This is a genomic window from Streptomyces sp. NPDC005576 (assembly GCF_042871745.1).
Taxonomy (GTDB): domain Bacteria; phylum Actinomycetota; class Actinomycetes; order Streptomycetales; family Streptomycetaceae; genus Streptomyces.
The window spans coordinates 206306-231005 of sequence record NZ_JBIAJC010000002.1; the positions used below are offsets into that span (position 1 = coordinate 206306).

Annotated in this window: 21 protein-coding genes and 2 tRNA genes; 17 read left to right on the top strand and 6 right to left on the bottom strand. The window is 71.1% G+C overall.

From position 1 onward, the window contains the following. Positions 1–105: 105 nt before the first annotated feature. The 5 genes from ACFYPN_RS04215 to ACFYPN_RS04235 all read left to right on the top strand — a co-directional run bounded on the left by ACFYPN_RS04215 (position 106) and on the right by ACFYPN_RS04235 (position 4268). The gene (locus ACFYPN_RS04215; protein ID WP_358762192.1) at positions 106–2328 is read left to right on the top strand and encodes an ATP-dependent DNA helicase UvrD2; all 2223 of its coding nucleotides are present in this window, start codon (positions 106–108) and stop codon (positions 2326–2328) included. Between the two features lie 176 nt (positions 2329–2504). Beyond that, positions 2505–2840, top strand: a complete 336-nt coding sequence (locus ACFYPN_RS04220) for a hypothetical protein (protein WP_358762193.1) — start codon at positions 2505–2507, stop codon at positions 2838–2840. A 172-nt stretch (positions 2841–3012) separates the two neighbouring features. Then, positions 3013–3381 (top strand): WhiB family transcriptional regulator, encoded by a 369-nt coding sequence (locus ACFYPN_RS04225; RefSeq protein ID WP_358762195.1) that lies wholly within the window; start codon positions 3013–3015, stop codon positions 3379–3381. Positions 3382–3413: 32 nt separating this feature from the next. Next, positions 3414–3737 carry a hypothetical protein gene (locus ACFYPN_RS04230; protein ID WP_389296942.1) on the top strand — a complete coding sequence of 108 codons (324 nt, stop codon included), beginning with the start codon at positions 3414–3416 and terminating at the stop codon, positions 3735–3737. A 330-nt stretch (positions 3738–4067) separates the two neighbouring features. Continuing rightward, positions 4068–4268, top strand: coding sequence for a hypothetical protein (locus tag ACFYPN_RS04235; RefSeq protein WP_389296645.1), 201 nt, complete (start codon positions 4068–4070; stop codon positions 4266–4268). Between the two features lie 550 nt (positions 4269–4818). Here ACFYPN_RS04235 and ACFYPN_RS04240 read toward each other — a convergent pair. Together ACFYPN_RS04240 and ACFYPN_RS04245 are read right to left on the bottom strand one after the other, a co-directional pair. Beyond that, complete coding sequence (locus ACFYPN_RS04240) at positions 4819–6603, bottom strand: ABC1 kinase family protein (RefSeq protein WP_389296646.1); 1785 nt, start codon at positions 6601–6603, stop codon at positions 4819–4821. A 172-nt stretch (positions 6604–6775) separates the two neighbouring features. Next, a complete protein-coding gene (locus tag ACFYPN_RS04245) occupies positions 6776–7915 on the bottom strand; it encodes a ThiF family adenylyltransferase (protein ID WP_358762201.1) in 1140 nt (379 codons plus the stop codon). 368 nt (positions 7916–8283) lie between these two features. On the opposite strand from ACFYPN_RS04245, the gene ACFYPN_RS04250 reads away from it, so the two are divergent. The 4 genes from ACFYPN_RS04250 to ACFYPN_RS04265 all read left to right on the top strand — a co-directional run bounded on the left by ACFYPN_RS04250 (position 8284) and on the right by ACFYPN_RS04265 (position 12094). After that, on the top strand, positions 8284–8928 hold the full coding sequence (locus ACFYPN_RS04250; protein ID WP_358762203.1) for a M48 family metallopeptidase: 645 nt from the start codon (positions 8284–8286) through the stop codon (positions 8926–8928). 108 nt (positions 8929–9036) lie between these two features. Further along, on the top strand, positions 9037–10638 hold the full coding sequence (locus tag ACFYPN_RS04255) for a TerD family protein (protein WP_389296647.1): 1602 nt from the start codon (positions 9037–9039) through the stop codon (positions 10636–10638). An 11-nt stretch (positions 10639–10649) separates the two neighbouring features. Beyond that, the gene (locus ACFYPN_RS04260; RefSeq protein WP_358762207.1) at positions 10650–11330 is read left to right on the top strand and encodes an AIM24 family protein; all 681 of its coding nucleotides are present in this window, start codon (positions 10650–10652) and stop codon (positions 11328–11330) included. Between the two features lie 17 nt (positions 11331–11347). Next, complete coding sequence (locus ACFYPN_RS04265; RefSeq protein WP_358762208.1) at positions 11348–12094, top strand: AIM24 family protein; 747 nt, start codon at positions 11348–11350, stop codon at positions 12092–12094. Positions 12095–12178: 84 nt separating this feature from the next. Here the strand turns inward: ACFYPN_RS04265 and ACFYPN_RS04270 are convergent, their stop codons facing one another. Together ACFYPN_RS04270 and ACFYPN_RS04275 are read right to left on the bottom strand one after the other, a co-directional pair. Then, positions 12179–12715: an NUDIX hydrolase gene (locus ACFYPN_RS04270; RefSeq protein ID WP_358762209.1), complete on the bottom strand. Its 537-nt coding sequence runs from the start codon at positions 12713–12715 to the stop codon at positions 12179–12181. Further along, entirely contained in the window at positions 12712–14232 is a 1521-nt protein-coding gene (locus tag ACFYPN_RS04275; protein ID WP_358762211.1) for a zinc-dependent metalloprotease, read from the bottom strand. Before ACFYPN_RS04275 ends, ACFYPN_RS04270 begins: the two co-directional genes overlap by 4 nt. Before the next feature lie 191 nt (positions 14233–14423). Between ACFYPN_RS04275 and ACFYPN_RS04280 the strand changes: the two genes are divergently transcribed. From ACFYPN_RS04280 to ACFYPN_RS04295, 4 genes are all read left to right on the top strand, one after another. After that, on the top strand, positions 14424–15566 hold the full coding sequence (locus ACFYPN_RS04280; protein ID WP_358762213.1) for an SDR family oxidoreductase: 1143 nt from the start codon (positions 14424–14426) through the stop codon (positions 15564–15566). A 177-nt stretch (positions 15567–15743) separates the two neighbouring features. Then, positions 15744–16217 carry a molybdenum cofactor biosynthesis protein MoaE gene (locus ACFYPN_RS04285; RefSeq protein WP_358762215.1) on the top strand — a complete coding sequence of 158 codons (474 nt, stop codon included), beginning with the start codon at positions 15744–15746 and terminating at the stop codon, positions 16215–16217. 149 nt (positions 16218–16366) lie between these two features. After that, entirely contained in the window at positions 16367–16537 is a 171-nt protein-coding gene (locus ACFYPN_RS04290; RefSeq protein ID WP_266708887.1) for a hypothetical protein, read from the top strand. Positions 16538–16743: 206 nt separating this feature from the next. Beyond that, on the top strand, positions 16744–17832 hold the full coding sequence (locus ACFYPN_RS04295; protein ID WP_358762217.1) for a PDZ domain-containing protein: 1089 nt from the start codon (positions 16744–16746) through the stop codon (positions 17830–17832). Between the two features lie 34 nt (positions 17833–17866). Here the strand turns inward: ACFYPN_RS04295 and ACFYPN_RS04300 are convergent, their stop codons facing one another. Continuing rightward, positions 17867–18427 (bottom strand): PPA1309 family protein, encoded by a 561-nt coding sequence (locus ACFYPN_RS04300; protein ID WP_358762219.1) that lies wholly within the window; start codon positions 18425–18427, stop codon positions 17867–17869. A gap of 135 nt (positions 18428–18562) precedes the next feature. Here ACFYPN_RS04300 and ACFYPN_RS04305 point away from each other — a divergent pair, with 135 nt between their 5' ends. The 4 genes from ACFYPN_RS04305 (at position 18563) to ACFYPN_RS04320 (ending at position 24099) form a co-directional block, all read left to right on the top strand. Further along, positions 18563–21508 (top strand): UPF0182 family protein, encoded by a 2946-nt coding sequence (locus ACFYPN_RS04305; protein WP_358762277.1) that lies wholly within the window; start codon positions 18563–18565, stop codon positions 21506–21508. Positions 21509–21550: 42 nt separating this feature from the next. Then, positions 21551–21624: transfer RNA gene (locus ACFYPN_RS04310), tRNA-Met, on the top strand. A 206-nt stretch (positions 21625–21830) separates the two neighbouring features. Then, positions 21831–23930 (top strand): tetratricopeptide repeat protein, encoded by a 2100-nt coding sequence (locus ACFYPN_RS04315; RefSeq protein ID WP_358762221.1) that lies wholly within the window; start codon positions 21831–21833, stop codon positions 23928–23930. Between the two features lie 95 nt (positions 23931–24025). Beyond that, positions 24026–24099: transfer RNA gene (locus ACFYPN_RS04320), tRNA-Met, on the top strand. A 141-nt stretch (positions 24100–24240) separates the two neighbouring features. On the opposite strand, the gene ACFYPN_RS04325 is transcribed toward ACFYPN_RS04320, so the two are convergent. Beyond that, on the bottom strand, positions 24241–24663 hold the full coding sequence (locus ACFYPN_RS04325) for a transcriptional repressor (RefSeq protein WP_358762223.1): 423 nt from the start codon (positions 24661–24663) through the stop codon (positions 24241–24243). Between the last annotated feature and the right edge of the window lie 37 nt (positions 24664–24700).

Consider the following 24700-nt stretch of genomic DNA (forward strand, 5'->3'; position numbering starts at 1 on the left):
CGACCGTCGGCCCTTCCGGTATGACGGATGCATCCGGTATGACGGATGCATCACCCCTGTGGACAACGATCCCGGTGCCCGCCGGCGACCTGGCAGCATGGCAGGGTGACAGCAGCAACGCATTCCACCCTCTTCCCCCAGGTGCCCGAGTCCCCGGACGCGGTCCTGGAAGGGCTCGATCCCGAGCAGCGCGAGGTCGCCCTCGCCACGCACGGGCCGGTGTGCGTGCTGGCCGGAGCGGGCACGGGCAAGACGCGTGCGATCACCCACCGCATCGCGTACGGCGTCCGCGCCGGGATCGTCCAGCCGTCGACCGTGCTGGCCGTCACGTTCACCAACCGGGCCGCCGGGGAGATGCGCGGACGCCTCCGCCAGCTCGGCGCGTCGGGGGTGCAGGCGCGTACGTTCCACTCAGCCGCGCTGCGCCAGCTCCAGTATTTCTGGCCGAAAGCAGTCGGTGGTGACCTTCCCCGGCTGCTGGAGCGCAAGGTGCAGCTGGTCGCCGAGGCGGCGGCCCGCTGCGAGATCCGTCTCGACCGCAACGAACTCCGTGACGCCACGAGCGAGATCGAGTGGGCCAAGGTCACCCAGACCGTTCCCGCCGACTACCCGGCCGCCGTGGCGAAGAGCCTCCGCGACGCCCCCCGTGATCCTGCGGAGCTCGCCAAGATCTACGCGACGTACGAGCAGCTGAAGCGCGACCGGTCCGTGATCGACTTCGAGGACGTACTGCTGCTCACCGTTGCGATCCTCCAGGACCGCCAGGACATCGCCGAGAACGTCCGTGCCCAGTACCAGCACTTCGTGGTCGACGAGTACCAGGACGTCAGCCCGCTCCAGCAGCGGCTGCTCGACCTGTGGGTCGGCGGCCGGGACAACCTCTGCGTCGTGGGCGACGCCAGCCAGACGATCTACTCCTTCACCGGCGCCACCCCGGACCACCTGCTGAACTTCCGCACCGCCCACCCGAACGCCACCGTGGTCAAGCTGGTCCGGGACTACCGCTCCACCCCGCAGGTCGTCCACCTCGCCAACGGCCTGCTGAGCCAGGCGAGCGGACGGGCCGCCGAGCACCGCCTCGAACTCGTGTCCCAGCGCGAAAAGGGCCCGGAACCCGTCTACACGGAGTACGCCGACGAGCCGGCCGAGGCGGAGGGAACCGCTCGCCGTATCCGCGACCTCATCGCCGCCGGGGTCCCGGCGGGAGAGATCGCCGTCCTCTACCGGGTCAATTCCCAGTCCGGCGTCTACGAGCAGGCGCTCGCCGACGCCGGGGTGCCCTACCAGCTGCGCGGGGCCGAGCGGTTCTTCGAGCGGCGGGAGGTCCGCGAGGCGTGGGTGGCCCTGCGCGGCGCCGCCCGCGCCGGAGGGAACGACACCCTGCTCGACGGCGCCGAGGGACTGCCCTCCCAGGTGCGGGCCGTGCTCTCCACCCAGGGCTGGACGCACCGGCCGCCCGCCGGCTCCGGAGCGGTGCGCGACCGCTGGGAGTCGCTGGCCGCGCTCGTCCGGCTGGCCGAGGACTTCGAACGCGCGAAACCCGACGCGACCCTCGCCGATCTCGTCCGGGAACTCGACGAGCGCGCGGCCGCCCAGCACGCGCCGACCGTCCAGGGCGTCACCCTGGCATCGCTGCACGCGGCCAAGGGGCTCGAGTGGGACGCGGTGTTCCTGGTCGGGCTGACCGAGGGCATGATGCCGATCGCCTACGCCAAGACCGACGAGCAGGTCGAGGAGGAGCGCCGGCTCCTGTACGTCGGGATCACCCGCGCCCGTTTCCACCTGGCGCTCTCCTGGGCGGTGTCCCGTTCGCCAGGAGGGCGGGCCGGCCGCCGGCCCACCCGCTTCCTCAACGGACTCAGGACCGGGTCCGGGGCGGGTGCCCGGGGCGGAGCCGGGGGCGGCGGAGGCATCGACCGCGGTACGGGCACCGCGGCGACCACGACCACGCGCACCGAGGGCACCGTCCAGCGCAAGAAGTGGGGCCCGGTGCGGTGCCGGGTCTGCGGCCGGACACTGACCGAGGCCGGCGAGATGAAACTGATGCGCTGCGAGGACTGCCCCTCCGACATGGACGAGGCGCTCTACGAACGGCTCCACGCCTGGCGTGCCGTCCGGGCCGGGGAACTCTCTCAGCCCGTCTGGTGCGTCTTCACCGACAAGACCCTGATGGCCATCGCGGAGGCCGTCCCGGGCAGTGAACGCGAACTCGTCACCATCGCAGGCGTCGGGAGTCGCAAGATGGGCCGTTTCGGTAGCGATGTACTGGCCATCTGCGCAGGTGAGGACCTGGACGAGGGAAGCGGCGAGGGTGCCGGCGAGAGCTGAGGAAAACTCGTCGGGAAAATAGTTTGCGCCCGCACCAGTCGCCACCATAGGTTCTTAACCACGGAAACAGCGGCTTCTCCGAAGCCCGCCTTCCGTGCTGTACTTGTCTGTACCCATCCGAATAAGCAGGACCGGCCCCGGCCGGTCCCTCGAGACGCCGAGAGGAGGCGATTGAAGTGATCAGCATCATCAAGACCGTCAAATTGACCGATCTCCCCGTCGTCTCCGCATGCTCACTCGGCCTTCTCGGCTCCTCGGATGTCTCGCTTCTCGGCACCGGTCTGTCCGGCATCTCTGCCGTGCGTCCGCTCCCTCTGGCGTCCCTGCCGGTAGTCCGAGAGCGCAATGAGCGACCGATCCAGGCATCGGCGGCAGCAGGAGCGAAGGCGGATCAGGCTCAGGCCTATGCCTTCGCGGCAGCCGGTGCCGGATTCGGAAGCAAGAAGCAGACGACGCACCACCACACGATGTGGGCCTTCCGTGGGCCTGAACCCTGGAGCGATCCAGCCTGATGCAGCATCAGGCCGGCGCCTTCAGGGCCGCGGAACCCCACTCGGGATCCGCGGCCCTTTTGTTTTGTCCGAACGGATGAGACGGAACGAAGGAGCCTCGGGACCAGCAGTACCTGGTACCAGCCGACAACCGGCCAACAGCCGGAACGACCAGACGAGGACACCACTCACCGTGCAACTCCAAGCGCACGCCCCGTCCGTACCGCCTTCCCCCTCGCTCGTCCCGCCCGGTTCCACGGAGGACCCCACCTTGCTGCCCCTCACCACCCTCACTGCTCTCGACGACGCCATCGAGAACCTCGGCACCCCGGTGCCCTGCCGCTCCTACGACCCGGAGGTCTTCTTCGCCGAGTCGCCCGCCGACGTCGAGTACGCCAAGTCCCTCTGCCGGACCTGCCCGCTCGTCGAGGCATGCCTCGCCGGCGCCCAGGAGCGCCGCGAGCCCTGGGGCGTCTGGGGCGGCGAGCTCTTCGTCCAGGGCGTCGTCGTGGCCCGCAAGCGGCCCCGCGGCCGTCCGCGCAAGCACCCGGTCGCGGCGTGACCGCCGACCTGGGAGCCATGGCTCCCGCAGTACTGCACCTGGTCGGCACCATCGACCGCCCCCACACTCATGACCCGCGAAATCAGGCACCCATGACCACCCCCACGAAGGAGCCCGTCGGCTCCGCCACGCTCGACGTCACGAACTCCGGCGCGAACGACTCGCGTCAGAACAGGAACCGCGAGATGCAACTCATCCCAGAAGCCCTGGCACGTGCGCATATGCACGACCGCCTCTCCACCGCCGAGACGGAGCGCCGGGCCCACCACCTGGTCTCCGCCCGGCGGATGCAGCGCCGGGCGGAGCGCGTGTCCCTGCGTGCCCGCCGTGCGCTCGCCATGGCGGTCATGCAGTAAGAAGGCAGCCGCCCCGAGCACATCCGGGGCGGCCCTCCGGCACACCCCCTCGAACGACGTCACCACCCCGCCCACCGCGAACCGCCGAACTAGGGCGGCCCGCGGTGTGCGGGGTGGCCGTGCATACGGGGGTGCCGGGCAGGGATGTGCCGCGGGTAGCGGGTAGCGGATGCCGGGGGCGCCGAGCGAGCGGTCAGCCCGAAGCGAGGGTGGGCTCGTGCGGGCGGGTGGAGGGCGTGGGGTTTCGTCCGTGTGTCGTGCGGGGCCCGGTCCCGTTACTGCTGTGCGTTCCGCCGCGCAGCCCACCACCTGCGGAGTTATCGTCACGGCGTGGACGAGGAGAACTATCACCCCGCGCTGTCGGAAGCCCCCCACGTGTTCTGCGGGAGGTGCGGCACCATCGCGGGCCCGAGCGCCCCACCCACCTGGATGTGCGCGGTGGAGGGGGGCGGGCGCCATTACTTCTGCGAGAACTGCGCCCGTGCCCACATCCGGGCCATCGAAAGTCGGCTCGACCCCGCCTCCTGGTGAGTTCCGGCCGTTCCGGCCACCGTGCTTGTCCGAGAACCGCGCTTGTCCGAGAACCATGGGCGGACCAGAAGCGTGGACGGACCGGAACCATGGGCGGACCAGAAGCGTGGACGGACCGGAACCGTGGGCGGACCAGAAGCGTGGACGGACTAGAACCCTGGGCGGATCCGAGGCCGCCCAGCCGTAACGGCCATGGAGCGCTCAGCGTCACTGCCGGACTTCCGCGCAGGGAGTTGGGTAGAAGCTCGCCCCCCTGGTACGCCGCGCAGCAGCCAGCAGCCAGCAGCCAGCAGCCAGCAGCCAACAGCCAACAGCCAGCAGCCAGCAGCCAGCAGCCAGCAAGCGTCGGCCAGCGGCCAGCGGCCAGCGGCCAGCAGCCCGTACCAGCGACCGGCGTCTCCCGGGCAGGCAGGGCAGGCAGCCAGGCCCCGGACCGGATGCCCGGCCCGTACTCCTCTCCCGCTGCGCCCCGGGGCTCGTCCCGCCCGAGCTTCCCTCCGCCCCGGCTCACCCCCGCCGCCGACCGGGAGCCACTCCGGCGCCGCCCGCCCTACACCTCCTCGGTCTCCCGCTCGGCCCGTCCGCCGGAGCTCCTCCGCCTCCCGGGGCCCGTCCGACCGTCGGTTGCCGCCGCCTCGGCCCGTGCGCCCCTGCCGTCCGAGGCGACAGGGACCCCACGACGCTCCGGCTCGTCAGCACCGCCCGGCTCGTCATCAGCACCGGCCACGCCGTCCCCGCCGTCCCCGCCGTCCCCGCCGTCCCCGCCGTCCGCGCCGTCCGCGCCGTCCGCACCGGCCACGCCGTCCCCGCCGGCCGCGCCGTCCGCGGCATCCAAGCCGTCCACGCCGGCTGCACCGATCGCGTCACCCGTGTCCTCCACACCACCCGCGCCGCGCGTAAGGCCCGGGTCCGTGAAGCCAGGGAGCCACGCTTCGAGCTCGTCCCGCAGGCGCACCGTCGCGCCCAGCTGGCAGAGCACCCCGATCGTGCTCAGGGTCACCCGGTGTATGAGGAGATAGGAGGGCGGAAGGTTCAGCTGCCTCCCGAGCCTGTGTGCGGGAGAGCGTGGATCGGCGATCCGGGCCGCCTGGGTGCGCAGCCACCCCCGGCTGAAGGTGAACGCCTCCACCTGTGCCGGTTCGATGACGGGGAGCAGGTAGTCCAGGACCGCGTCAGGTTCCAGATCCACCTGCTCCGGCACGAAGCCGGCCCGCCGGAGCAGTGCGTACACCTCCTCCGCCTCGCCGAGCAGCGTCACCCGCAGGGCCTCGCCGATGATCTCGGGCAGGCCGCCCGGCAAGCGGTCCACCGTGCCGAAGTCGAGTACGCCGAGCCGCCACGCCCGCATTCCGTCACGGTCGGCGGACTCCTCCGAAGTGGCGAGCTCCTCCGGGGTGACGGACTTTTCCACGGCTGGGGCCTCCTCCATGGCGGGGGCGAGCGGAGACTCCCCGTCAGCCGGTGGCAGGAGGCGGAAGTTGCCCGGGTGCGGGTCGGCGTGGAGGAGACCGGTCCGCGCGGGTCCGGAGAAGAGGAAGCGGGAGAGCAGCTGACCCGCCCGGTCACGCTGTTCCGGAGTCCCGCGCTCGATCACCTCGGAGAGCGGGATGCCGTCCATCCACTCCGTCACGAGCACTTGGTCGGAGTGGAGCACCACACCCGGTACGACGACATCGGGGTCTTCCGCGAACTCGGCCGCGTGCTCCTCCTGAGCCCGCGCCTCCAACGCGTAGTCGAGCTCTTCGGAGACCCGGTCCCGCATCTCCTTGATCAGCGGCTTGATGTCCATGCCGGGGATCAACGGCCCGAGAAGCCGGGCGAACCTGCTGAGCTGGGTGAGATCCGACAGCAGCGCCTCACCGGCACCCGGATACTGCACCTTCACCGCGACATCGCGCCCGTCGTGCCAGACCGCCCGGTGCACCTGGCCGATGGAGGCCGCCGCGGCCGGCTGGTCGTCGAACGAGAGGAAGAGGTCGCGCCAGCCCTCACCGAGCCGCTCCGTGAGCACCCCGTGGACCGTCCGCACCGGCATCGGGGGAGCGGCCTCCTGGAGCTTCGTCAGCGCCGCCCGGTACGGACCGGCCACCTCCTCGGGCAGCGCGGACTCGAACACGGAGAGCGCCTGACCGAGCTTCATGGCGCCGCCCTTCAACTCGCCCAGAGTCTTGAAGAGCTGGTCCGCAGTGCGCTGCTGCACCTCCCGGGCCACCAGCTCTGCCGGTCTGCCCCCGATCCGCTTGCCCAGGCCCCACGTCGCACGGCCGGCGAAGCCGAGCGGCAGCGCGGCCAGTTTCGCGGTGCGGGTGACCGCCTTGCGGGGAAGATCGGACATGTGCTCCTCCAGTTCGTGAACTGCGGTGCCGGTGCGCCCTTCGCGTCGAACCGGCGAAGCATCGATACAGGCAAGCATTGATATGGCCGAGCACTGATACGGCGAGCGTAGATATGGCGAGCGTTGATACGGAGAGCGTTGGTACGGCGAAGCATCGACCCGGCTTGGGCGGTCACCCCGCCATTGTGTCGTGAGGTGCGCCCGAGGCGGGGAAAAGCGCCCCGGTGGTGCGAGCGGCGCCGCACACGCACGCCTGGTGCGGCGCGATCCGTTCGCTCCGCCATTCCATGAGGGGCAGCGCGGCTTCCCAGCGGGCGCCCGTGGTCGCCGGCAGTTCGCCGTCCAGGAAGGAGAGGGCGTGCGAAGCGGCGAGCCCGGCCACCGCCGCGGAGAGAGCGAGGTCGCAGGCAGGTACCGCGCCACGCCGCCCGGTCCGCCACTGCGCCACCATGCGGGGCCACTGCGCGTCCTGGTCCGCCCGGTGCAGGTTCAGACAGCCCGCGCAGCCCGTACCTCCGGGCAGCACCAGCGGGCCCACCACCCCGGTGGCCTCGATCACTCCGGCGTACAGGTGGGGGGTGCCCGAGGAGATCCATGGTTCGGCCGTCCCCGGGTCGGGGGCGTACACCGCGAGTCCGTCGCGCGGGGCGACCACGACCAGGGAGAGGCAGGGACCGCCGGCCTCCGCCGTGCCCGCCTCCGTCGCGCGCGGCGGAGCTCCGGCGGCCGACCGACGCACGAGCCGCCGGGCCGAGACGTCACGGCGTTCCCCGACCGCCGACGGCGGGAGGCCGCCGGGTGCCACGTCCCAGGGCTCCGTCAGACCGCCGTCCAGCACGTCCACCCGGCCCACCCCCGACCCCGAGAGGAGGGCCGCGATCGCCGCACCGACCCGGCCGGCACCCCGGACCTGTACGCGCATCGCCCGCCGCGCGGCGAGTCGGCGGACCGCACTCCCCGGCTCGGGATGCACCACGGAGAGGGAGGCTGCGTCTGGTCGCTGCCGGTCCAGCACGTCGGCCCGGCGGCGTAAGGCCGCGGCCTCCGCCCCACCGGCGTGCGGATCGTCCAGGAGGCCGGCGCCCGCCAGCCGCTCGACGAGCACGTCCACGTGGCGCTCCGCCAGATCCAGGGAGCGGGCCTCCTCCTTCAGCAGGGGCAGCCCCCGGGTGCCGTCGAGCAGCTCCAGGAAGCTTCCGGTGGCGATATCCAGAGGGCCGAAGGTGACCGCGTGTGCGGGAGTGACCCCGAATTGCACGGTGCTCCGGCCACGCCAGGCACGGCGCAGTGCGGGCTTCAGCATCGGATGCATCTCTTTCTCCCTTTACGGTCGGGCCGCTCTTCTGCGGTTGATCACGGATGTGGGCGATCACGGATGTGGGCGATCACGGATGTGGTCGACAGAGGATCTGGTGGATGACGGATGTGGTTGCGGACGGACATGGTGGATCACCGGAGTGGTGGGTCACCGGCACGGCTCATCAACGGATACGGATGACCGTCGAGCCGGACTTCTCCTGCTCCTCTCCGCTCACAGAATGCAGTCGGCGCCCGAAACCCGCCGAAAGTTATCCACAGGGGAGGGAATTAGTCGTTCAAATGGTGTGCTTCCTGCGGTGATCGGAGAGGAACCACCGGGGAGGCGGGACTTCCGCGTGCGACAGCGGGTAACGTCGGGGCGTGCCCGCCGACCCGTCGCCCGGCCTCGCCGGGGAGATTCCCGCGCGCTCCGCCGCTGCCCTGCAGCGCGGTGCCACCCGTCCGATCCGTCCGACCGCGACGAGTGCGGTGGACCCGACCGCGACGAGTGCGGTGGAGGTGCGCAGGAGCGACCGGCGCCGCAGGACGGTCTCCGCCTACCGCGAGGGCGGCCGCACGATCGTGCTCATCCCCGCCCGCATGTCCGAGGCCGAGGAGCGCCGCTGGGTCGGGGTGATGCTCGACAAGCTGGCAGCCCAGGAGAGCCGTCGGGTGCTCGGTGACGGCGCGCTGGTCGAGCGTGCCGCGAGCCTCTCCGCCCAGTACCTCGGGGGCCGGGCCCGGCCCGCTTCGGTGCGCTGGGTCACCAACCAGAACACCCGCTGGGGCTCGTGCACGCCCGCCGAGGGCAGCATCCGCCTCTCGCACCGGCTCCAGGGGATGCCGGAGTACGTGGTCGACTACGTCCTGGTGCACGAACTCGCCCACCTGCTCGTGCCCGGCCACGGGCCCGACTTCTGGCGTCTGCTGGAGGAGTACCCGCGTACGGAGCGGGCGCGGGGGTACCTCGAAGGCGTGGTGTCGGCGGACCGCTTGCCGCATCTGCCCACCGCCCGGGAGGAGTGACGGGCAGGCCGCTCTGTACCGACTGTGTACCGACTTGGCTCGATGTCGTAGTTTGCGGATAGCCTGACGCGACGCATTGACATTCGGGATGGGGGACGGTCGTTACGCATGGCCAGGGAATTCCAACGCGGCCACAAGGCCAAGATCAGCGATCTCACGTCAGGGACGGATCTGTACGTAGGTGTGCAGATCGCCGGCCCGGGACTGACCTTCGACATCAGCTGCTTCGGCCTCGACGCCGATGAACAGCTGTCGGACGACCGGTATTTCATCTTCTTCAACCAGCCGAAATCGCCCGAGGAGTCCATTCAGCTGCTCGGCGCGCAGTCCGGTGACACCGAGTCGTTCCGGGTGACGTTGGATCGTATTCCGGCCGCCATCCACAAGTTGTCGTTCACGGCGACCGTCGACGGTGCCGGCCAGATGTCCCAGGTCGGTCCCGGACACATCCGGATCGTCGCGGGCGGCGAGGAAGTGGTGCGGTACGCCTTCACCGGCTCCGAATTCACCACCGAACGCGCGGTGATGCTCGGGGACTTCTATCTGAAGGACGTCTGGCGGTTCGCCGCGGTCGGCCAGGGATTCGACGGCGGACTCGACGCTCTCCTGCGTAATTTCGGCGGCGAGGTCGCCGAGGAGGAAGCGCCTGCCGCCCCGCAGCAGGGCGCGCCCTCCTTCGCGCCGCCGGCCTTCGGCGCGCCCGTCGCTCCCCAGGCCCCGCAGCCGGCACCGTCGTTCGGAGCGCCGCCGGCCCCCGCCCCCGCACAGCCGCTGCACGCGGCGCCCACGATCGCCGCTCCCGTCGCCCCGCCGGCTCCCGCCCCGTACGGCGGGCAGCCGCAGTTCGGGCAGGTCCCGGGCCAGGTCGCGCCGCCGTACGGTCAGCAGCCCCCGGCCCAGCCCTACGGTCAGCAACCCCCGCAGGCGCACGGGCAGCCGCAGTTCGGCCAGCAGCCCCCGCAGCCGTTCGGCCAGCAGCCGCAAACACCCTTCGGGCAGCAGCCCGGAGGACTTCCGCAAGGGGTTCCGCAGGGTGTGCCGGCGGCCGGAGCCGGACTCGCGGCGGCACTCCAGCCGTACAAGGAGAAGCCGACCGGTCAGCGCTGGACCCCGCAGAACCAGCAGCTCATGCGGGTGGATCTCACCCTCGGCGGCAACCCCGTGCTGGCACGGCAGGGCAGCATGGTGATGTACCAGGGCAAGGTCGACTTCGGCTACAAGGGTGCCGGCTTCACCGGCCGGGTCGTCGGCAACGCCACCGGCCAGGAGATGCAGCTCATGCGCTGCACCGGCCGCGGGCAGGTCTTCCTCGCGGAGGAGGGCGCCCATCTGCACCCCATCGAGCTCCAGGGCGACGGGATCTGCGTCTCCGCGGAGAACGTCCTGGCCTTCGACGAATCGCTCCAGTACGAGGTCCGCAGGGTGGAGGGGCACGGCATTCCCGGTGGAGCCCTGTTCACCATGCAGTTCCAGGGCACCGGCACCGTGGTCGTCAAGACCCACGGCGTGCCCGTCGTCCTGCCCGTCACGCCGACCACCTTCGCCGACTGCAACGCCGTCGTCGCCTGGTCGTCGGCCGCCCAGGTCATCATCTCCAGCCAGGTCCGGCTGCGCCGCAACGCGTACCCCGGTCACAGCGGGGAGACCGTGAACCTGCAGTTCCGGGGAGCCCCCGGCAACTTCATCGTCGTCCAGCCCTACGAGGTCTGAGGGAGCCTGCCATGAACCAGCAACTCGCGGGCTACGCCCCGACCCCCGTCACCGCGCGGATGGAGAACCACGGCCACTCGATGCTCAAGGTGGCCATGGCCACCGGCCAGGACCTCTACGCCCGTACGGGTTCGATGGTGGCCTACGAAGGCTTCATCCAGTACGAACCCAACCCGCCCGCCGTCCGGCAGATCGCCTCCCAGTGGGTCACCGGCGAGGGCGCCCCCGTCATGAAGTGCTCCGGCGACGGGTTGCTCTACCTGGCCGACTACGGCGCCGACGTCGTCGTCATCAACCTCAACAACGAGTCGATCTCCGTCAACGGCACCAACCTCCTCGCCTTCGACGCCCACCTGGGCTGGGGCGTGGAGAAGGTCAAGGGGATGGCGAAGTTCGCCGGCCAGGGCCTGTGGAACGTGGTCGTGGAAGGCACGGGATGGGTGGCCATCACCTCCCGGGGCACCCCGATCGTGGTCGATTGCGGCCGGGGCGAGGACGAGACGTACGTCGACCCGGACGCGCTCGTCGCCTGGTCGCCGAACCTCAAGGTCAAGGGCAAGCGGAGCTTCAAGGCGAGCGCGCTCATCGGGCGCGGCAGCGGCGAGGCGTACCAGATGGCCTTCTCCGGCCAGGGCATCGTCGTCGTCCAGCCGAGCGAGGACAGCACCGACCGCCTCCGCGTCCGGTCCTGAAGGGAGGGAGAGACACCATGCAGAGTCCGCTTTTCGCCCACACCGAGCAGCAGTCCTCGGAGCGGTACACCGTCCAGAACCCGCAGCTGCTGCGGGTCTCCCTGACGGGTACCGACGCCGTGCTCGCCCGCAAGGGTGCCATGGTCGCCTACCAGGGGCTGATGGAGTTCGACGGGGAGTACCAGTCGCACTCCCAGCGCAGTGCCCGCGCCCGCACGGGCGAGGGCCTCGACCTGATGCGCTGCACCGGCCAGGGCACCGTGTACTTCGCCAACCTCGCGCAGTACATCCACGTGATCGACGTCGACCACGCGGGGATGACGGTCGACAGTGCCTACGTCCTGGCACTCGACTCCTCGCTCCACACCGAGGTCATCGCCGTGGACAGCCAGTACGGCATCTCCGGCACCGGCAAGTACCAGCTCAACATCACCGGTACCGGCAAGGTGGCGCTGATGACCTCGGGCCAGCCGCTGATGCTCCAGGTCACGCCGGACAAGTACGTCAACGCCGACGCCGACGCCATCGTCGCCTGGTCCAGCTCCCTCCGGGTCCAGATGCAGGCGCAGACGCACTCCTCGGGCGTCATGCGCAGGCGGGGCAGCACCGGCGAGGGCTGGGAGCTGAGCTTCCTCGGTGAGGGCTTCGCGCTGGTCCAGCCCAGTGAGGTCATGCCCCCGCAGAACGCCCAGATCGGCCAGGGAATCCGCGGCCAGTACGGCGTTGGCTCGCAGAACCAGAACCAGAACAACGCCTGGAACTGAGACGGCCCGGACCCGGACGTCCGGATACGCCACAGGGGCGGCCCTCCCACGACGGAGGAGCCGCCCCTGTGGCGTACCGGCGGGTCAGAGCGCCGCGCGGGCGGCCGCCATCAGCCGCACCACCGAGTCGTCGGCGACCCCGGCCACCTCGTCGTACGCGTACCAGCGCAGATCCAGCGACTCCTCGCTGATCCGCTGCGTGGCCCCGGCCGGGGCCAGCGCCGCGTACTGCACGTCGAGGTGCCAGTGGCAGGGAGCCGGGATCGGGTGCCGGTCCAGGCGCACAGGACCGCCGGCCAGCAGCACCAGACCGTCGATGCCCGACTCCTCGGTGGCCTCCCGCAGCGCGGCGTCCGCGAGCGTGGCGTCCTCCGGCTCGCAGTGACCGCCCATCTGCAGCCACATGCCGAGCTTCCTGTGCAGGGTCAGCAGCACCCTGCCCGCCGCCGGGTCCAGCACCAGCGCGCTGGCGGTCAGATGCCCCGCCCCGCACGCCTTCCACATGCCGTCCGGATGGGCGTCCAGATGGTCGAGGTAGGTCTGACGCAGCTCGGCCTGCCCGGCGTCCCCACCGCCCTCGTACGCCTTGAGCACGAGGGCGGCGTCGTGGTGAAGGCTCATCGGCCGGTGTCGCCCTTCGGGTCGGAGCCGTCCCGGCCGTCGTCGTCGCCATCGCCTTCTTCGTCGCTCCCGGCGGCGTCCTCGGGCGCGGCGTCCTTCGACGTCGCATCCTCGGTCGTCGGAGCCTCGGGCGTCGCGTCCTCGGCCGGTGCAGCCCCGCCGGTCGCGGCCTCGCCGAGCATCTTGTCGAGCTCGGAGAAGTCCAGCTGCTCGTGGTGGACGAAACCGTCCGGGTCGTCCAGGTCCTGGGCGGTCGGCAGCATGTCCGGGTGCTCCCAGAGGCCGTCACGGCCCTCCATGCCCCGGGCGTCCGTGAGCGAGGCCCACAGGCGCGAGGCGTCCCGCAGCCGGCGCGGACGCAGCTTCAGCCCGATGAGCGTGGCGAAGGTCTGCTCCGCGGGGCCACCGGAGGCGCGGCGGCGGCGCATCGTCTCGCGCAGCGCGTCCGCCGAACCCAGGCGGGGCTTCGCCGCCTCGTGGACCACCGCGTCCACCCAGCCCTCGACCAGCGCGAGCGCCGTCTCCAGACGGGCCAGCGAGGCCTTCTGCTCGGGGGTGTCCTCCGGCTGGAACATGCCCTGCTGGAGAGCGTCCTGGAGCTGCTGGGGCTCCGAGGGGTCGAACTGTCCGACGACGTCCTCCAGCTTGGAGGTGTCGACCTTGATGCCGCGCGCGTACGACTCGACCGCGCCGTACAGGTGCGAGCGCAGCCACGGGACGTGCGCGAAGAGACGCTGGTGGGCGGCCTCGCGCAGGGCGAGGTAGAGGCGCACCTCCTCCAGCGGGACGCTCAGGTCCTTGCCGAGGCGCTCGACGTTCAGCGGGAGCAGTGCGGCCTTGCCCGCCGGACCGAGCGGCAGTCCGATGTCGGTGGAACCGACTACCTCGCCCGCGAGGACGCCCACCGCCTGTCCGATCTGCTGGCCGAACATGGCGCCGCCCATCGACCGCATCATGCCGATCAGCGGGCCGGCCATCGCCTGCATCTCCTCGGGCAGCACGTCGCCCATGGCCATGCCCACCCGCTCGGCCACCGGGTCGACGAGCTGCTGCCACGCCGGGAGGGACGCCTCCACCCACTCCGCACGGCTCCACGCCACGGTGGTGACCGCGCCGGAGGGCAGCGAGGTCACACCGTCCAGCCAGTGGTCCGCCAGCCGCAGGGCCTCGTCGACGGCCGCGCGCTCGGCGGGTCCGACGCTCGCGTCCTTGCTGCCGTCCTGGGTGCCCTGCGAGACCGTCTGGCGGGCGATCTGCTTGGCCATGTCCCAGTTCACCGGGCCACCCTCGTAGCTCAGCATCTGGCCGAGCTGCTGGAAGGCGGCGCCCAGGTCGTTCGGGTTCAGCGAACCGAACATGGCCGCGAACGGATTGTCCCCGGCGGCACCGGGACCAAAGCCGAACGGGTTCGCCGGTCCGCCCTGACCCTGCCCACCTTCGATGGGGTCCTTCTTCTTGCCGTCGCCGTTCTCCGGCTCCTCCGGCGGAAGGCCGAATCCGAATGGGGTGTCACTCACGGGTTTCCTCGGCTCGTAGGGCCGCCGGCTGGAACCGGCGGCGATGCCCGGCTTGTCACATCCAGCGTAGACACCCGCTCCGGCTCAGGGGCTCAGTGCTCCGCCGGGACTCGGGCTGCGGCAGGATGGACGCCACCAGGTACGCACGCCTCACTCGGGTACGTACTGAAGACAACCGCTGGAGACGCCTGGTGAGTTCCCCAGATCCTCAGGTTCGCGGAGCGCGAAACCTGAACGACCCCACGACCGAGAAGAAGCCCGCGAAAAACATTTCCGGGAAGCGCGGCCCCGTCGTCGCGGTCACCGGCGCGGCGACCGGAGTGGGGGCGCTGCTGACCGCGCACCTCGCCGCGTCGGACGAGATCGGACGGGTCGTCGCGATCGACGAACGACGCGCGGACGTGCCCGGGGTGACCTGGCACGTCCTCGACGTGCGGGACCCCGCCGTCGCCGAGAAACTGCGGGGTGCGGACGTCGTCATCCACCTCGCCGTCGATCTCGACCTGGAGACCGACGCGGCCGCCCGTACCGCGTACAACGTGCGGGGCACCCAGACCGTGCTGACCGCGGCTGCGGCCGTGGGCGTCCACCGGGTGGTGCTCTGCACCTCCGCGATGGTCTACGGCGCCCTGCCGGACAACGACGTCCCGCTCTCCGAGGACGCCGAACTGCGCGCCACCGCGGAAGCCACCGGCGTCGGGGATCTGCTGGAGATCGAACGCCTCGGCCGCCGCGCCCCGCGCGCCCACCCCGGCCTCAACGTCACCGTCGTCCGCCCGGCCGTGCTGGTCGGCGGTACGGACACCGCGCTCACCCGCTACTTCGAGTCACCCCGCCTCCTCGTGGTGGCCGGATCGCGGCCGACCTGGCAGTTCTGCCACGTGGAGGATCTGGTCAGCGCCCTGGAGTACGCGGCGCTGGAGAAGATCGACGGGGAGTTCGCCGTCGGCTGCGACGGATGGCTGGAGCAGGAACAGGTCGAGGAACTCAGCGGGGTACGCCGCATGGAGCTGCCCTCCGCGGTCGCGCTGGGCGCCGCTGCCCGGCTCCACCGGATCGGGCTGACCCCCTCTCCGGCCGGCGACCTCGCCTACACGATGCACCCCTGGGTGGTCAGCGTGGGCCGGCTGCACGACGCCGGATGGCGGCCCCGCTGGACCAACGAGGACGTGCTGGCCGCGCTCCTCGAAGAGGTGGAGGGACGCCACACCCTGGCGGGCCGCAGGCTCGGCCGCAAGGACGCCACCGCCGCGGGTGCCGCCGGAGCGACGGTCGCGCTGCTCGGCACGGCCGCCCTGGTCCGCCGCGCCCGCAAGGCCCGCCGCCGGATCTGACCCCGGCGGCCCCGGTCACCGCCCGCCCCGCGGCCCCGCCGCCGCTCGCGGCCGCGGGCCGGGCCGTTCCGCTGCGCGAGGGCGGTGACGGTGACCCCGGCGGAACGGCGAAGACGGCGGCGGAGGTGACGGAACACCTGTTTCCGTCGCGGCTCCGTCGTGCGGCACCATGGCCCCATGGCATCCCACCACGACCTCCGCGGCGACCACCCCGGCGAGCAGGCCGCCGCCGACCCCCTCCGGCTCCTCGCGATCCGCGAGACGCCCCTCTCCGTCGACGAGGTCTTCCGGGCGGTGGGGGACGACGCGGCCGGAGGGATCGCGCTCTTCGTCGGCACGGTGCGCAACCACGACGGCGGCCAGGACGTCGGAGCGCTCGGCTACTCCTGCCATCCGTCCGCCGAGGACGAGCTGCGCCGGGTGGCCGAGAAGGTCGTCGCGGAGTACCCGGTCCGCGCGCTGGCCGCCGTCCACCGCGTGGGTGAACTGGACGTGGGCGATCTGGCGGTGGTGGTCGCCGTGGCCTGCCCGCACCGCGCGGAGGCCTTCGAGGCATGCCGGAAGCTGATCGACGACCTCAAGCACGAGGTGCCGATCTGGAAACACCAGCGCTTCCTGGACGGCACCGAGGAGTGGGTCGGAGCCTGCTGAGCGACGGACCCGGGTCCGTCGGCCGCAAACCGTACGGGCCCGGATCAGGCCCGATTTGCGTAACCGCCCCCCTGCCAGCAGCGTGGGTCCTGCCGCTGGTTAATCTGCAGACCGTCAGTTGCGGTCGCTCATGGGGTAGGGAGGTCGTAGTGGCTGCACTCGCATGGCTCTTGATTCCGCTTTTCGCCGCTCTCGGCGCGGCGATATGGGGAGGCTGGGCCGCACGTAATCGCACGACCGGCGATGTCACCGAACTCGCCGGGTATGCCCGGTTCCGGGAAGCGATGGAGAGATCCCACTCCGGTTCCGACGCCGTCTGACGTACGACGGTGATCAGCAGGACCGCCTCAGTCGTACGCGATCGCCAATCGGGCGCCGCCCCGCTCCGCCCGCGCACCTCCCGCGCGTTGTCGGCGCCCCGGGCGGACCGTGGGCCACCGCCACCGATCCGCCGCACCGCCTCGGCGGGCCTCGTACGGACCGGCCCCGGCGGTGCACTGACAGGTGCTTCCCGTACTGTCGTTCCATGCCACGCCGCACCGCGACGATGCTCGCCTCGATCCTCATCTTCATCGCGCTCATCTGCGTGGGTGTGGTGCTTCCCGTTCCGTACGCGGAGATGTCACCGGGGCCGACCGTCAACACGCTGGGCGACGCGAACGGCGACCCGGTACTGAAGATCTCCGGTCGCAAGACGTACCCGACGTCGGGGCACCTCAACATGACGACGGTCCGCGTCACCGGTGCGGACTACAACATGAACCTGGTCGAGGCCGTGTACGGCTGGCTGGCCCACGACAGCGTGATCGTGCCGCACGACACCCTCTACCCGGACGGGAAGACGGAAGAGCAGTCCACGCAGGAGAACGCCGAGGAGTTCAGCCAGTCCCAGGAGAGCGCCAAGGTCGCCGCCCTGAAGGAGCTGGACATCCCGGTGACCTCGCGCGTCATCGTGTCGACCGTCGTGAAGGGCGGGGCGGCCGAGGGCAAGCTCCACGCGGGTGACGTGATCAAGTCCGTGGACGGCACCGCGGTGAAGGACCCGGCGGACGTCGCCGGGCTGGTGAGCAAGCGCGACGCCGGCCAGGACGTGACGTTCACGGTCGTCCCGGCCGAGCGGGCAGCCGCCGCCGAGAAGGCCGGCAAGGAACCCGAGGGCACCCAGGACGTCACGCTCACCACGCGCGAGGCGGACGACGACGGCCGTGCGATCGTCGGCATCCAGGCGGGAACCGACCACACGTTCCCGTTCCAGATCGACATCAACCTCGCCGACGTCGGCGGTCCGAGCGCCGGGCTGATGTTCTCGCTCGGCATCGTCGACAAGCTCACGCCGGGGCAGCTCACCGGCGGGAAATTCGTCGCCGGCACCGGCACCATCGACGACGACGGCACCGTCGGACCGATCGGCGGCATCAACATGAAGCTGGTCGGCGCGCGGGACGCCGGGGCGAAGTACTTCCTCACCCCCGACGAGAACTGCGCCGCGGCCGCGGCCGACACCCCGTCCGGCCTCACCCTTATCCGGGTCAAGAAGATCGACGACGCGAAGAAGTCCCTGGACAAGATCCGCACCGGGGACACGGCGGCCCTGCCGAGCTGCTCGAAGAGCTGACGTCCGGGGCCCCGCGCGGGGCCCCGGACGTACCTCAGGACTCGAAGGTCGCGGCCAGCGCGTCGGCCAGACCCGGGACGAGCGCCGGGCCGGTGAGGACCTCGCTCGCGGAGTCCTTCTCCCGCAGCCGGATCGCGGACTCGCGCCGGCCGTCACGCAGGACGGCCACGGTCATCCGGACCTCCTGCCGCTCCGGGTGCGCCGCCACCCACGCGGTCAGCTTCTTGCCGCTGAGCCCCTCGGGTACGGATGCCTCGGCGGTCGGCGGGAGCATGAGCCGCTCCACCGTCAGCGCGCACCCCGCCACCCCGGCCGGCCAGGCGATCGTGGCGAGGAACTCGTCCAGCGGCTTGCCGGAGGGGATCTCCTCCTGTTCGACGGGGGTGAAGGCGGCGGGCACCGTACCGCCGGCGCCGAGCCCGAGCTGGGCGGCGAGGCCCGGCTCCTGGACGCGCAGGCTGGCGGTGTCGACGAGGGCGAAAAGGCGGGCGGGGCGGTCCCATCCGAGACCGGCGGCGTACTCGTCGATTTCGAGCACCGCGACGGTGAGGGGACTCGAGGCCATCGGAGGGCCTGAGGAAGAAACGTTGGGCATACCAATATCCTGCCTCTTTTCGCACCGGGAGCGGGAACTAGGTAAAGCCTCCGTAAGTTGCAAGGGAGGGCTCTACGATCGCGGAGCCCGTTCCACACGACCCCGAAGTACGAGGTGCGCACGTTGGCTTTCCAGATGCCGGACCGCGGCGGAGGCCCGACCGGGCCACGGATCAGAGTCGGCCGCCCGTCCCGGCGTGCCCGTACCCTTCTTTTGACGCTGGGCATCCTCGCGGCGCTCGGTATGGCGTTCCTCATGTTCGCCGGGTTCTGGACCGACTGGCTCTGGTACCGCTCGGTGTCGTACTCGTCGGTCTTCACCACCACGCTGTGGACGAAGATCGGTCTGTTCCTCGTCTTCGGACTGCTGATGGCGCTCGCCGTCGGCCTCAACGTCTGGCTCGCCCACCGGCTGCGCCCGCCGCTGAGCGCGATGTCGCTGGAGCAGCAGAGCCTTGACCGCTACCGCATGGGTGTCGCCCCGTTCAAGAAGTGGGTGCTCCTCGCGGTCACCGCGCTCGTCGGGCTGATCTCCGGGGCATCCGCCTCGGGCCAGTGGCGCACCTGGCTGATGTACGTCAACGGCGTCTCCTTCGGGCAGAAGGACCCCCAGTTCCATCTGGACGTCTCCTTCTACGCCTTCGACCTGCCGTGGTACCGCTTCCTGCTCGGCTTCGGCTTCGCCGCGGTCGTGCTGTCGCTCATCGCCGCGGCCCTGACGCACTACCTCTACGGCGGCCTGCGGATCACCAGCCCCGGCGCCCGCGCGACCGGCGCGGCCACCGGGCACCTCTCGGTGCTCCTCGGCATCTTCGTCTCCCTGAAGGCCGTGGCGTACTGGCTCGACCGGTACGGACTGGCCGTGAAGTCCAGTGACTTCAAGGCCACCGACAACTGGACCGGCCTGCGGTACGTCGACGCCAACGCCTATCTGCCGGCGAAGACGATCCTGTTCTGCATCGCCGCGATCTGCGCGGTGCTCTTCTTCGCGACGCTCTGGCGCCGCACCTGGCAGCTCCCGGTGATCGGCTTCGGCCTGATGGTCCTCTCGGCCATCCTGATCGGCGGGCTCTACCCGGCGATCGTCCAGAAGTTCCAGGTCCAGCCGAACGAGCAGGCCAAGGAAGCGCCGTTCATCAGCAAGAACATCAAGGCGACGCGCGACGCGTACGACATCGACGACGCACAGGTCGACGACTACGCGGGCAAGAGCACGGAGACCGAGGGTGCCGCGCTGCGCACCCAGGCCGACGCCGCCGCGAGTTACCGCGTGATGGACCCCAACGTCGTCTCCCCGGCGTTCCAGCAGCTCCAGCAGAAGCGGAACTACTACCAGTTCCCGGCGACGCTGGACGTGGACCGCTACGAGGAGGACGGCAAGGAGCAGGACACCGTCGTGGGTCTGCGCGAGCTCAACCTCGCGGGCCTGCCCAAGCGGAACTGGATCAACGACCACTTCACGTACACCCACGGCTACGGCGTCATCGCGGCCAAGGGCACCAGCACGGGCACCAACCCCGTCGGCTCCCCGGACTTCACCGAGTCCGGACTGCCGACGACGGGTCAGCTCGGCGAGTACGAGCAGCGGATCTACTACGGCGAGAAGACCGAGCAGTACTCCATCGTCGGCGGGCCCCAGAAGGAGCTCGACTACGAGGAGGACGGCGAGAAGACCACCAGTTACAAGGGTGACAGCGGGGTCAGCCTCGCCGGCGCCTTCAACCGCGCCGCCTACGCGGTCGCGTTCAGCGAGCCGCAGATCTTCTACTCGGGGGCCATCGGCGAGGGCTCGCGGATCCTCTACAACCGCACGCCCAAGGAGCGCGTCGAGGCGGTCGCCCCGTGGCTGACCATCGACGGCGACGCCTACCCGGCGGTCGTCGACCACCGGATCCAGTGGATCGTCGACGCGTACACCACGACGAACGGGTACCCGTACGCCTCCCGTACGACGCTCGGTGACACCACGGCCGACTCGCTGACGACCAACCAGCGCGCGGTCGTCGCCCAGCAGAACCAGGTCAACTACATCCGCAACTCGGTGAAGGCGACCGTCGACGCGTACGACGGCACCGTCACGCTCTACGAGTGGGACACCGAGGACCCGGTGCTCAAGACCTGGCGCAAGGCGTTCCCCGGGACGGTGAAGGACAAGTCCGCCATCCCGAAGGAACTCATGGACCACCTGCGCTACCCGCAGGATCTCTTCAAGGTCCAGCGCGAGCTGCTGACCCGCTACCACGTCACCAACCCCGCGCAGTTCTACAGCGGCAGTGACGCGTGGCAGGTGCCGGACGACCCGACCAACAAGGAACCGGGCTCCGTTCCGCCGTACTACCTCTCCATGAAGATGCCGGACCAGGACCAGCAGACGTTCTCGCTGACCACGACGTTCACGCCGAGAGGCCGTCCCGACCTCGGGGCGTTCATGGCGGTGGACGCCGACGCGGCCAGCGACGACTACGGCACGATCAGGCTCCTGAGAGTCACCAACACGGTGAAGGGCCCCGGGCAGGTACAGAGCGAACTCAACGGCAACGACGACGTCGCCGAGTTCGTGAGGAACCTCAAGGGCACCGACTCGGACATCGAGTACGGAAACCTGCTCACCGTGCCCCTGGACGGTGGGTTCCTCTACATCGAGCCGGTCTACACGCGCGGTGGCAACCAGAACTATCCGCTGCTGCGCAAGGTGGCCGCCTCGTTCGGGTCGAAGATCGTCTTCGAGAACAGTCTCGGGGAGGCGCTGAACGCCGTCTTCGACGTCGACTCGGACACGACCGTGCCCACCGAGCCCACGGAGCCCACCGAACCGACGAAGCCGACCGAGCCCACCAAGCCGCCGGCCACCGGTGACGCGGCGCTCAAGGCGGCCATCGCGGACGCCCAGAAGGCGTACGACGCCGGCGAGGAGGCGCTCCGGAAGCCGGACTGGGAGGCCTACGCCCAGGCCCAGGACGACCTCCAGGACGCCCTGAAGAGGGCCGCGGCAGCCCAGTCCGGCACGGGCTCCTCCGGCGGTACCGGTACGGCCGGGGACACCGCCGCCCCGGCCGAAGGGGCCTCCGACCAGGGCAGCTGAGAAAACCCACCCCCGCGTCGTGGTACTGTTTGAACACAACGACGCGGGGTGGAGCAGCTCGGTAGCTCGCTGGGCTCATAACCCAGAGGTCGCAGGTTCAAATCCTGTCCCCGCTACTGAAAGACGAAGGCCCGGATCCACTGGATCCGGGCCTTCGTCGTGTTGTGACGTCTACACAAGTGGGCGTGAAGTGCGGTTCGCGGGGCACCTGTTGTCCGAGGTCGTGTTTGACTTGTCTCTCTGTGGGCATGTCGACAAAACGCTGAAGTGACCTCACTGTCCGCGATATACCAGGTGTACGCGGGTTACAGGTGGTGCGACGATGGTATTTATGGGGGACAGGGCAACTCTGTTGGAGACAGGGCGGTTTGTGCAACGGCGGACACAGGGCCCGGAGCGGGCGCCGGCCGCGGCCTCGGCCGTGGCCATCGCCGAGGCAGCGGGTGCCGCCGAGCAGGCCGTGACCAGCGACCACTTCACCACCGGGGCCACCGGGACGACGGGGGGCACGGTCACGCCAGCCAATCCAGGAGACACGGACACTGCCGCCGGGGGCCCGTTCCCGGCCGACACGGCCGACGTGACCGACGCCGGGGAGACCGACGCGATCGGCACCGTCGAGACCGCCGAGGACGAGGAGCGCCACCGGCGTGCCGCCGACGCGGGCGACACCGCCGCGATGAGCGTCGTCGGGGCCCTGCTGCTGCGCCGGGGCGAACTCGACGCCGCCGAACCCTATCTGCGCGGGGCCACCGCCGACGGCGACCGGGCCGCCGCCAACAACCTCGGGGTCCTGCTCCACCAGCGCGGGTACCCGGACGAGGCGGCCGGCTGGTGGCGCATCGCGGCAGTGGCGGGCTCCGCCTCCGCCGCGCACGCGCTCGGCCGGCACCTGCGCGAGCGGGGCGACGAGCCGGGCGCCGAGTACTGGCTGCGCCAGTCCGCCGAACAGGGCCACGCGCTGGGCGCCTACGCCCTCGCCGACCTGCTGGAGCACCGCAGCGACGTCGGTGCCGAGCGCTGGCTGCGCGCCGCCGCCGAGCAGGGTCACCGGGAGGCCGCGTACCGGCTGGCCAGGACCATCGAACGCAACGCCGTCGAGGACCCGCACCAGGCATTCGGGCTCGGGCGGATGCCCGTCGAGCCCGTCGAGCCCGCGGTGAACGTCGTCGGCGCCCCCGGCGACGGCCCGGTCGCGGGCCCCGCCGAGGGCCGCGTCGGCGAGGCCGAGCAGTGGTACCGGCAGGCGGCGGCGCGAGGTCACGCCCGCGCCGCTCTGCACCTCGGCGCCATCCTGGAGCGGCGTGGCGAGCTCAAGGAGGCCGGCCGCTGGTACCTCACCTCGGCGCGGGCCGGTGAGGCGCGCGCTGCCTGCGCCCTCGCCTTCCTGCTGCGCGATGTCGGCGACGTGGAGAGCGCGGCCGTGTGGTGGCTCCGCGCCGCCCAGGACGGCGACGGCAACGCCGCCAACGCGCTCGGAGCCCTGCACGCCGACCGGGGCGAGCCGCAGACCGCCGAGCGCTGGTACCGGGCCGCCCTGGACGCGGGCGACGTGAACGGTGCGTACAACCTAGGGCTGCTCTGCGCCGCCCAGGACCGCACCCCGCAGGCCGAGCAGTGGTACCGCCGGGCCGCCTACGCGGGCCACCGCGAGGCGTCCAACGCGCTCGCGGTGCTCCTCCTCCAGGCCGGCGACGCGACCGGAGCCGAACCCTGGTTCTCCAAGGCGGCCGAGGCGGGCAGCGTGGACGCCGCCTTCAACCTCGGCATCCTGCACGCCGGCCGGGACGAGGAGCTGGCGGCCCTGGGCTGGTACAAGCGCGCCGCGTCCGCCGGGCACACCGACGCGGCGCTCCAGGTCGCCATGGCGCTGCTCCGGCAGGGTGAGGACCAGGAGGCCGAACGCCATCTGCGCACCGCCGCCGGCGGGGGCAGCGCCGAGGCCGCCTTCCGGCTGGCCGGGGTCCTCGACGCCCGCCGCCCGCCGCGTGCGACGCCGGTCCTCGGCGAGCCGATGCCGGAGAAGACGGAGTGCGAGGAGTGGTACGAGCGCGCCGCCGAGCAGGGACACCGCCGTGCCCAGGTCCGGGTCGGCATGCTCTGCGCCGCGCGGGGGGACGTGGAGAGCGCCGCGCGCTGGTACCGCGAGGCCGCCGAGGCGGGCAGCCGCAACGGTGCCTTCAACCTGGGACTGCTGCTCGCCCGCGAGGGCAGTGAGCGGGAGGCGGCCCTGTGGTGGAGCCGCGCCGCCAACGAGGGCCACGGCCGGGCGGCGCTCCGCCTCGCGCTGCTCGCCGCTCGCCGGGGCGAACTCACCGAGGGGCAGCGCTGGTGCGCCCGCGCGGTCGAGCTGGGCCCCGCCGAGGTCGCGGAGCGCGCCGCCCGTCTCCAGGAGGCGCTGCACCAGGAACTCACGGCGTGAGCGGATGCCTGCCGGGGCCCCCGGTGTGCCTCGGCGGGCACCCGCTGAATGGATTTGCCACGGCCGACCGGGTGACGTAATGTTGCATTCAACGGCGCGGGGTGGAGCAGCTCGGTAGCTCGCTGGGCTCATAACCCAGAGGTCGCAGGTTCAAATCCTGTCCCCGCTACTCAGTACGAAGGCCCGGATCCAATGGATCCGGGCCTTCGTCGTGTTCGCGCACGTGTGGCTCGTTCCGAGCGTCAGCGCACGTGACGCCAACGACCGGCCGGTGAGGAACCCCGGCCGGTCGTTGGCGCGTGCGGGTGGATCAGGCGGTCGTTGTCGCGCAGTTCGGGCAGATTCCGCGGTACGTCACCTCGACGCCCGAGACCGTGAAGCCAAAGCGCTCCTCGTCGGGCAGATCCGCCAGTGGGTTGCCGGTGGGGTGGACGTCCCGGATGGCTCCGCAGTTCGCGCAGACCAAGTGGTGGTGCGGCCGACGGGCGTTCGGGTCGTACCGCTTGGCGCGGCGGTCCGTGGAGACCTCCAGCACCTCGCCCAGCGACACCATTTCGCCCAGGGTGTTGTAGACGGTGGCCCGTGAGATCTCGGGCAGTCGGCCAACGGCCCGCGCGTGCACCTCGTCAGCCGTCAGGTGCACGTGTTCGCCGTCGAGGACCTCGGCCACCACGCGGCGCTGCGCCGTCATGCGCCAGCCGCGTCCCCGGAGTCGTTCCAGCAGGTCGCTCATGGCACCAGCTTAACAGTGAGTGTCACTAGTCTCGAAC